Source organism: Peribacillus tepidiphilus (genome assembly GCF_009466385.1).
Classification (GTDB): Bacteria; Bacillota; Bacilli; order Bacillales; family DSM-1321; genus Bacillus_BN; species Bacillus_BN tepidiphilus.
The window spans coordinates 1-9,482 of the sequence record NZ_WIAQ01000051.1; the positions used below are offsets into that span (position 1 = coordinate 1).

The window sequence follows — 9,482 nt, forward strand, 5'->3', positions numbered from 1 at the left end:
TTATGGAATAAAAAGCTTTGAGCGATTACGAAAAAAGATATTATGGCGTCAACTTATCAGAAGGAATGTAGGTTAACCTACATTCCTTCCAAAGAGAGAGTATTGGAAATATTTACACCACCACAATTGACAGAGAGCCTGAAAAATATGAAATAACCATTTGACCATATAAGGGGGAAGAAGATTAATAAAAAGATCCATCATTTTAATCAATGATGGATCTGCATTTTTGACAAGTTATTTCTTTAAGTTGTTTAAATTGAATTTTCCTAAGTTCTTTTCGGGTTAATTTGACAAATTGATTGTATTTTGTTCCACATTCACAGTGGTTTTGGTCTTTTACAATGTGTCTCTTTTTTGTTTTATTACAAAAAATGGATGGAAAGTGCATATTTCTCCCTCTTTAGCTAATTTTTTTAGGCAAATTAGAAAGAGATGGAATATTTGTAGACATAATCAAGAATAAATCTTGGCAACCCGGCTACCATGACAATCAGCTGATTGTTTTAGGCCCGTGGCTTTGCGTCTTTTACTTTCGTAAAATTTGCCCTTTAAAATAATAGCACAGATTTGCTGTAAAGGTAAATTTTGTTGAATTTTCTCTAAATGAACAAAGGGATTATGATGTTTTGTTTTGGACTCTAGCTGTGACACAAAAAACATGGATTTTCCATGTCATAAATTCTGTTAGCCCCAATATTGCTGACTCTGAGGAGCGTAAGAAGTTTGTTGGAATTGCTGAATATATTGTGGCTGTTGATACTGTTGGTGGTAATATTGATGAGATATATTTTCGTTTACTCTGGTGCAGTTCTTGTATGGACCTATATAGGTTGTTGGTTTAACTGGTGCAATTGCTTGTTTCCATTGATTTTCATCGAGGCAATAGGTATGCGCCATAATATTGGAATGAGTCAATTTTAAGATGTCAGAACCTAATATCACTTCTGGAGTTGGTGCATTAAAAATTGCCAAAAGATGAGTGTTATTAACTGTAGCTACTTCATAATGCCACCAACCTTGTGGAACGTTTACCACTTGTCCGGGGGTAATAGAGTAATGGTGAAATTGTTTTGTAAATGGGTTCAGCATAACAAGAAGCGATACAATAATTGGTAGAACTTACTCAAAGAGAGATAAAGTGTATTAAACAACACATGATAGGTTTACTTTTTTGTCATCAATAACAGATCCAGCTCTTGATGTCAATTGAATAAGTGTAAATTGTCATAAAATGTTCACAATATATTCTTGATTCTATTTATTTTTCACCGATATTACTCAAGTAATGGTTACAAAATAGTGAAAAGACTGTTTTTTATTAGAGGGATCATTACAAGTCCTCTTTTTAGGGATGTTGATTTTAAAAAAAGGGTGTGTTTGGATGAAGGTGAATAAACAAAACGCAGAACATTATATTTGGGGAGAACATTGTGATGGTTGGCATTTAGTAAAAAGTAAGCAATTAAGTGTCATTCATGAACGTATGCCAGCTAACACTTCAGAAATAAGACACTATCATCTTCATGCACATCAATTTTTCTTTGTTTTATCTGGAACTGCAATACTAGAAAAAAATGGTGAACGTATAACTTTAAATCCTCAAGAGGGTATAGAAGTACCGCCCCTTACGCCGCATCAAATACTTAATGAATCTGATGAAGATGTTGAGTTTTTAGTAATCTCTCAACCAAATAGCAGAGGAGACCGGGTTTTAACAGACAAATAGATAGATTGATTCTTAGTTCCAAGTTACTATGTATATGGGTAGAGACTATGAATTAAAGCAAAAACTCGCTGAAATGATCATTTTTGAAGTTGAAAAATATGCTCAAGTTGATAGACGAGAAATCCGCGGGTAACGTAATGTCGATTCTTCATGTTGTTTTATTCTTTATTGTTTTAACGTATTTTGAAGACCTATATAAGTGGTTAGCGATTATTCCTCTAATCCGTATCATATATCGTATTCTTTTTTAAATTAAATATGAAAGGTATCTTGAACCATAGAAATGAGAGACTAGTGTTCAAAAAATGCTGTAAGTTTTACCATCTTCTTATGAGGTTGAAAAGAACTAGATAAATAAAAAAGCGCAATTTAGCGCTTTTTTTAGTGGATTTCACGATATAGACCGATCACTTTGCCTAGAATGGAAACATTCTTTAGAATAATAGGATCCATGCTGGAGTTTTCAGGCTGTAGTCGAAAATGATCTTTTTCTTTAAAAAATCTCTTAACTGTCGCTTCATTTTCGTCGGTCATAGCCACAACGATATCTCCATTATTAGCAGTCTTTTGCTGTCTCACAATGACGTAGTCCCCATCGTGAATGCCGGCTTCTATCATAGATTCACCCATAATTTCAAGCATAAATACTTGTTCATCGTGTCCTGCTAAATGCTCTGGAAGAGGGAAATACTCTTCGACATTTTCAATCGCAGTAATAGGTTGACCGGCAGTAACCTTACCAACTAAAGGAACATTTATGACGCCGCGTCTTGGAATATGAGCGTCCTCTTCTATATCCAATATTTCAATTGCTCTAGGCTTAGTAGGATCTCGTCTAATTAAACCTTTACTTTCAAGCCGTGCTAAGTGTCCGTGAACGGTTGAAGAGGATGCTAAACCTACCGCTTCCCCAATTTCCCGCACGGATGGCGGGTATCCTTTTTTCTTGACTTCTTCTTTAATAAATTCAAGAATATCTTGCTGTCGCTTCGAAAGCTTATTCATATTGGCACCTCATTTCTCATCATTTCTGCCATCAAACTGTAAAAGGCTTGTTAATTGTCAGAAGGACGATAAAAAATCAATTTTATCATTACTCGCTTATGTAAATATATGAAAATTATAACATGTCCCCAGAAAATATACAAACATATGTTTGAATTTTTCGTTGACTAGAAACAAATGTTCGCTATATAATGAAAATAAATAATGCGAACAAACATTCGGTAGGTGGGGAATAATGAAAAACTTTTTAACGAACAACTTTTTTTCAGTACTTTTCATTGGAGTAGCCTTCTTGTTTACTCTAGTTTTCATAAATGCGTTTTCTGTAGATCATCAGGAAAATCTGATAGAAGTTACGGTTAAGCCTGGAGATACGGTGTGGAATTTGGCTAAAAAATATAAGAGCGATAACATGTCTCAAAAAGAAATGATAAACTGGATCAAGAAGCATAATCATCTGGATTTAGAGAAAATAAAGCCAGGTCAGACTATTCTATTACCCAACTCACACAACAACTTAGAAAATCAACTTGCAAGTAAATAAAGGGATGAACATTCATGAATGCTGCTATTTATTGCAGAGTCAGTACTGAAAAAAATTCACAAGAAACATCACTGATTAGACAGGAACAGGAATTACTTGAATTAGCTAATCAATTGGGGTTTCAAGTAGTGGAAGTAGTAAAAGAAAAAGCTAGTGGCTATGAACTCGAACGTGAAGGTATTTTTACTATTTTAGACTTAATCAAAGAAAAGAAAATCCAGTCGCTATTAATTCAAGACGAAACTAGACTGGGAAGAGGAAATGCGAAAGTTGCCCTTCTGCATTGTATTTTAAAAGAAGATGTGAAGATCTATACTCTTTCCCATAATGGAGAAATTGAATTATCCGAATCTGATACCATGGTTTTACAAATTGTAGCGATTGTTGAAGAATATCAACGTAGACTCCATAACTTGAAGATCAAAAGAGGTATGAAGCGAGCAGTAGAATCAGGATATCGACCACAGGATAATCTCAAGAATCAGCATGCTTCTGGAGGTAGGGAGCGCAAAGAGGTTCCAATTGAGGAAATTGTGCGGCTAAGAAAGAATGGATTAACTTTTCAAGAGATATCAGCTACTTTGAAGGGTTTTGGCTATAATATTTCTAAAGCAACCGTAAATAGAAGATATTTGGAATATATGGAGAACTCTACAGATTGTTCAGGAGAGTAAAACGAAATACTTGTCAGAATCTCTTTTTTTTAATAACATGACAGTATTGCAATAATGAAGGAAGGAGTAGTAGCATGCTGTCAAAAGAAAAGATTACTCGCATCAACGAGTTAGCGAAAAAATCAAAAACTGTCGGCTTAACTGAGATGGAAGCGAAAGAGCAAACGAGACTTAGAAAAGAATATTTAGAGTCCTTCCGCAAATACATGGTAAAAACTATTGAAAATATGACAGTCATAGATCCGAATGGAAATGATGTTACACCTGAAAAAGTTAAGCAATTAAAAAACAGAAAAAAACTGCATTAATTAAATTACATGAGGATGTATGAATGCATTCTCTTTTTTTACACATAATATGCTTGATTTATGTCATTTTTTTTACATGTTGAAAAGTTTTACTTCAACTTATCCCTTTTCGGTTGTCATTAGTTGACGAGCACTATATATTAAAAGAGGAAATCTATTAAAGGAAGGATGTAATCCATGTTAGAAAAAATTGATGCGCTTTCAATCAATACAATCCGTACGCTTTCCATCGATGCGATTGAAAAAGCGAATTCAGGTCATCCAGGTATGCCTATGGGTGCAGCGCCAATGGCATATACCTTATGGACAAAACATATGAACCATAACCCAAAAAATCCTAACTGGTTTAATAGAGATCGATTTGTTTTATCTGCAGGTCATGGATCTATGCTATTATACAGCCTATTGCATTTATCAGGTTATGATTTATCCATGGACGATATTAAATCTTTTAGACAATGGGGAAGTAAAACTCCGGGGCATCCTGAATACAAGCATACTCCTGGAGTAGAGGCTACTACTGGTCCGTTAGGTCAAGGTATTGCAATGGCCGTTGGAATGGCGATGGCTGAGCGTCATATGGCAGCTGTATATAATAAAGACTCCTATAACGTGATTGATCACTATACATACAGCATTTGCGGTGACGGGGACTTAATGGAAGGTGTTTCTGCTGAAGCTGCTTCTTTAGCGGCACATTTAAAACTCGGACGCCTAATCGTATTGTACGATTCAAATGATATTTCACTTGATGGCGACCTTCATAAATCTTTCAGCGAAAGTGTAGAAGGAAGATTTAAAGCATATGGCTGGCAGTATATTCGTGTTGAAGACGGAAATGATATAGCTGAAATTTCAAAAGCTATTGAGGAAGCAAAAAAAGATGAGAATCGCCCGACTTTAATCGAAGTAAAAACGATTATCGGATATGGTTCTCCGAATAAATCAGGGAAAGCTGATGTTCATGGTGCACCACTTGGAGCTGATGAATTAAAGCTTACAAAAGAATACTACAAGTGGACATTCGAAGAGGATTTTTACGTACCTGATGAAGTATATAAACATTTTGAAAAAGCTTGTGTTGAAGCTGGTAAAGCGAAGGAAGAACAGTGGAATGCTTTATTCTCTGAGTATAAATCAGCATATCCGGAGCTTGCAAAACAATTGGAGTTAGCAATAAATAATGAGCTTCCTGAAGGATGGGATGCAGCGATTCCTGTCTATGAAGAAGGAAAAAGTCTTGCTAGCCGTGCTTCAAGTGGGGAAGTGCTAAATGGAATTGCAAAAAATCTTCCAACCTTCATTGGCGGCTCTGCAGATTTGGCAGGTTCCAACAAGACGATGATTAAAGGAGCCGGTGATTTTTCTCCGGAATCTTATGAAGGCCGAAATATTTGGTTTGGCGTTCGCGAGTTTGCAATGGGTGCCGCTTTAAATGGGATGGCTCTTCATGGCGGATTAAAGGTATATGGTGGTACGTTCTTTGTATTTTCCGATTATCTTCGTCCTGCTATACGTTTAGCTGCTCTTATGCAATTGCCAGTAACCTATGTATTTACGCATGATAGTATAGCTGTTGGAGAAGATGGGCCAACCCATGAACCAATCGAACAGCTTCCTTCATTAAGGGCAATGCCTGGATTATCTGTGATTCGTCCCGCTGATGGAAATGAGACTGCGGCTGCATGGAAATTGGCAGTAGAGTCTAAGGATACTCCAACTGTTCTGGTTTTAACTCGTCAAAATTTACCGACGATTAAGGGTACAGATCAAAATGCATATGAAGGAGTATCGAAAGGCGCATACGTCATTTCCCCTTCAGGTAAAGAAACACCAGATGCATTATTATTAGCCTCAGGTTCTGAAGTTGGATTGGCAATCGAAGCACAAAAGGCACTTGCTAATGAGGGGATTGATGTATCTGTCGTGAGCATGCCTTCATGGGATCGCTTTGAGAAGCAATCGAAAGAATATAAAGATCGTGTGATTCCGCCAGCTGTGAAAAAACGTCTAGGTATTGAGATGGCCGCATCTCTTGGTTGGCATAAATATGTTGGTGATGAAGGTGAAGTGTTGGCAATCGACCGTTTTGGTGCCTCTGCTCCAGGTGAACGAATTATGGAAGAATACGGATTCACAGTCCAAAACGTTGTTTCTCGCGTAAAAGAAATGCTGCAAAAATAATAATGGAAAAGAATGACTCATTTGTTCGAAAACAATGGGTCATTCTTTTTTTTTTGCATTTCTTTTTGTTTGATTAGAAAGAATGCATAAAACTACATCATAGATATCAAAATACTATGGTTTCGACAAAATTAGATGAAATTTTCTCCATGAATCAACATAACCCTGTTTAACGCATATGTATAATAGTATAAAGAGGAGTGATGGGAGGAATATTGGTTGAGAAACTACCAAATTTATTTGATACATGACGAGTTTGCTCGCCACTACATGGGAAGAGAAAAAATGTTCTTCGGTTTATTTATGGATTATAAGCACTCTTCAGGTGAATTAACAGAGATCATAGAGAGACAAATAGATTATGTAACGAAACCGATTCCTGTACTTTCCATGAGGCATCGTTTGGAGCAGGAATTTATGAAAAATAAGCATTTTCACTTAGATAATGGGGTATATTATGTACAGAAAATTAAAGGAAATGGAAGAGCTAGAATAGACATTCAACCTAAGTCCATTTCTTTAACGATCGAAGGGCAATACGATGCAGAAGCTATTTTCTTTGAATGCTTTCGGAAATGTGAGTCATTTTTATTAGCCATTGATCTTGAACATGGAAGATATGGTTGGTTAAAACCAATTAAGGAAAGAAAATTTGTCTAAATACGAGAATTTGTATGCGGAATATTGTATAATATCCCTTGGTCTAGTACACTGAGAGATAGACAACATGAAGGAGGAAGTAATTATGGTGTGGCTAGTTGGCACTATTGCTTTGCTAGTGGGTATAGCGCTTGGATTCTTTATTGCTCGTCAATATATGATGAACTACCTTAAAAAGAATCCACCAATCAACGAGCAAATGCTTAAAATGATGATGATGCAAATGGGTATGAAACCATCCCAAAAGAAAATTAACCAAATGATGAGCGCCATGAATAAGCAAATAAAATAAATGGCGGACAAGCACTCAATTAATGGGTGCTTTTTTTATTGTAACAATAAAGAAAGTTCGAAGGTTTTTGTACATATAATTTTTTGAATATTATAAATAGTACTTTTTCAATAGGGAGGAAATTTGTTACAATTAGAAAACACTTGTAGAAGTAGAAAATATTTTAAGCAAGTAAACAAACATATTAGATTCTTACAAAAAAGAGGGGGTAATGATGAAGTTATTTTGGGATTTAAGGTGGTTTTTCCTTAAAGAAAAGAAAGCATATATATGGGGCGTATTTCTACTATTAATGGTAGCCTATTTACAAACGATCCCTCCAAAAATCATCGGCAGCACTGTGGATCACATAAAAGATGGCACTTTAACAATAAAGATGCTTTTGCAATGGATCGGACTACTGATCGCAGTTGCACTTGTGATGTACGGATTAAGGTATTTTTGGCGTATTATGATTTTTGGTTCTTCCGTCAAACTAGCTAAACAGTTGAGAATAAGGCTCTATTCACATTTTACAAACATGTCGCCTTCATTTTATCAAAGGAGAAGAATTGGGGATCTAATGGCTCATGCTACAAATGATCTGCAGGCAATCCAGCAGACAGCAGGTGCCGGTGTATTGACGTTGGTTGACTCATTAGCAACAGGCGGGTTTGTCATTGTTGCCATGCTTTTAATAGATTGGAAGCTCACTATCATTAGTTTGATTCCGATGCCCCTAATGGCATATCTGACCAGCTATTACGGATCTATTTTACATAAGCGTTTCCACAAAGCACAAGAAGCCTTTTCAGATTTAAATGATAAAACTCAAGAATCCATTAATGGAATAAAAGTCATTAAGACCTTCGGACAAGAATTAGAAGATATTCAGTCATTTGCAGAACAGTCCAAAATCGTAGTAGACAAAAATATGGAAGTTGCAAAAATCGATGCGTTGTTTGATCCTACCATTAGTATTATCGTTGGAATTTCCTATTTTCTCTCCATTGCATTTGGTTCGAAACTAGTGTTGGATGACCAGCTTTCCATTGGAGAGCTTGTTGCATTTTCAACCTATTTAGGATTATTGATTTGGCCAATGCTTGCTTTCGGATGGTTATTTAACATTGTTGAAAGAGGAAGAGCATCCTATGACCGGGTGATGACTCTCTTAAAAGAAGAAATTGACATCAAAGAAAAGGACCATGCAATTACAGAACCACCAAGAGGGTCAATCGAATATTCTATTGAAACCTTTACCTATTCTACTGAAGAAAAGCCAGTTTTACATAATATTTATTTCACATTACACTCAGGAGAAACTTTAGGACTGGTCGGAAAAACGGGCTCAGGTAAAACTACTTTGCTGAAGCTGTTGCTGAGGGAATATGAAGGTTATGAAGGAACGATTAAATTTGGTGGACATAGTATCACGGATTACACTCTCCATGCTTTGAGAAGTTCAATCGGCTATGTTCCACAGGATCATTTCTTATTTTCTGCAACTATAGCAGAAAACATTTCGTTTACTAATGTAGACGCAAAGATAGAAGAAATCGAAAGAGTATCTAAACTTGCAAATATTCATAATGAAATTCTTCAATTTCCTGACGGTTATAAAACTTTAGTGGGAGAGAGAGGAGTAAGTCTTTCTGGTGGACAAAAACAGAGAATTTCTATTGCGAGGGCCCTATTGCTAGATTCGGAATTATTGATACTGGACGATTCTTTGTCAGCAGTCGATGCCAAAACTGAAAAAGATATACTTCAAGGCTTAAAAGAGAATCGAACAAATAAAACAACCATTATTACTTCTCACCGTTTAAGTGCTATTAAACATGCGAACAAAATCCTTGTTCTTGATGAAGGGACCATTATTCAAGAAGGGACACATGAAGAACTAATGAAGGAAGATGGCTGGTATCGTGACGTTTACATGCAGCAGCAATTAGAAGAGCTAGTGGAGGGTAGTGTCAAAAGTTCTATGAAAAACTAGTTCTAGGCATCTCCGCCAGGATTTCAGGAATAGCCAAGTCCGCAATCGCTCTTGACAAACAGTCGAAAAAGGTTGCGATACGGCCATCAAGGGCGAAGGGAACAAAAG

General features: G+C 36.2%; 9 protein-coding genes, 1 pseudogene and 1 riboswitch. Of the genes and pseudogenes, 8 read left to right on the plus strand and 2 right to left on the minus strand.

The window, feature by feature from the left end:
• Positions 1-468: 468 nt before the first annotated feature.
• Positions 469-559: riboswitch (cyclic di-GMP riboswitch) on the minus strand.
• A gap of 128 nt (positions 560-687) precedes the next feature.
• Positions 688-1,092: pseudogene (locus tag GD441_RS16330) on the minus strand (cupin domain-containing protein); the annotation flags it as partial.
• Between the two features lie 292 nt (positions 1,093-1,384).
• Between GD441_RS16330 and GD441_RS16335 the strand changes: the two are divergent.
• Positions 1,385-1,729, plus strand: coding sequence for a cupin domain-containing protein (locus tag GD441_RS16335; RefSeq protein WP_153127473.1), 345 nt, complete (start codon positions 1,385-1,387; stop codon positions 1,727-1,729).
• A 381-nt stretch (positions 1,730-2,110) separates the two neighbouring features.
• On the opposite strand, the gene lexA is transcribed toward GD441_RS16335, so the two are convergent.
• The gene (lexA, locus tag GD441_RS16340) at positions 2,111-2,734 is read right to left on the minus strand and encodes a transcriptional repressor LexA (RefSeq protein ID WP_153127474.1); all 624 of its coding nucleotides are present in this window, start codon (positions 2,732-2,734) and stop codon (positions 2,111-2,113) included.
• 235 nt (positions 2,735-2,969) lie between these two features.
• Here lexA and yneA point away from each other — a divergent pair, with 235 nt between their 5' ends.
• The 7 genes from yneA to GD441_RS16375 all read left to right on the plus strand — a co-directional run bounded on the left by yneA (position 2,970) and on the right by GD441_RS16375 (position 9,374).
• On the plus strand, positions 2,970-3,278 hold the full coding sequence (gene yneA, locus GD441_RS16345; protein WP_153127475.1) for a cell division suppressor protein YneA: 309 nt from the start codon (positions 2,970-2,972) through the stop codon (positions 3,276-3,278).
• 14 nt (positions 3,279-3,292) lie between these two features.
• A complete protein-coding gene (locus GD441_RS16350) occupies positions 3,293-3,952 on the plus strand; it encodes a YneB family resolvase-like protein (RefSeq protein WP_153127476.1) in 660 nt (219 codons plus the stop codon).
• A gap of 74 nt (positions 3,953-4,026) precedes the next feature.
• Positions 4,027-4,260, plus strand: coding sequence for a DUF896 domain-containing protein (locus tag GD441_RS16355; RefSeq protein WP_153127477.1), 234 nt, complete (start codon positions 4,027-4,029; stop codon positions 4,258-4,260).
• A 177-nt stretch (positions 4,261-4,437) separates the two neighbouring features.
• Positions 4,438-6,444 carry a transketolase gene (tkt, locus tag GD441_RS16360; RefSeq protein ID WP_153127478.1) on the plus strand — a complete coding sequence of 669 codons (2,007 nt, stop codon included), beginning with the start codon at positions 4,438-4,440 and terminating at the stop codon, positions 6,442-6,444.
• A 219-nt stretch (positions 6,445-6,663) separates the two neighbouring features.
• On the plus strand, positions 6,664-7,104 hold the full coding sequence (sirA, locus tag GD441_RS16365) for a sporulation inhibitor of replication protein SirA (RefSeq protein ID WP_153127479.1): 441 nt from the start codon (positions 6,664-6,666) through the stop codon (positions 7,102-7,104).
• A gap of 85 nt (positions 7,105-7,189) precedes the next feature.
• On the plus strand, positions 7,190-7,396 hold the full coding sequence (locus GD441_RS16370; protein WP_153127480.1) for a YneF family protein: 207 nt from the start codon (positions 7,190-7,192) through the stop codon (positions 7,394-7,396).
• A 214-nt stretch (positions 7,397-7,610) separates the two neighbouring features.
• A complete protein-coding gene (locus GD441_RS16375) occupies positions 7,611-9,374 on the plus strand; it encodes an ABC transporter transmembrane domain-containing protein (protein WP_153127481.1) in 1,764 nt (587 codons plus the stop codon).
• Positions 9,375-9,482 lie beyond the last annotated feature (108 nt).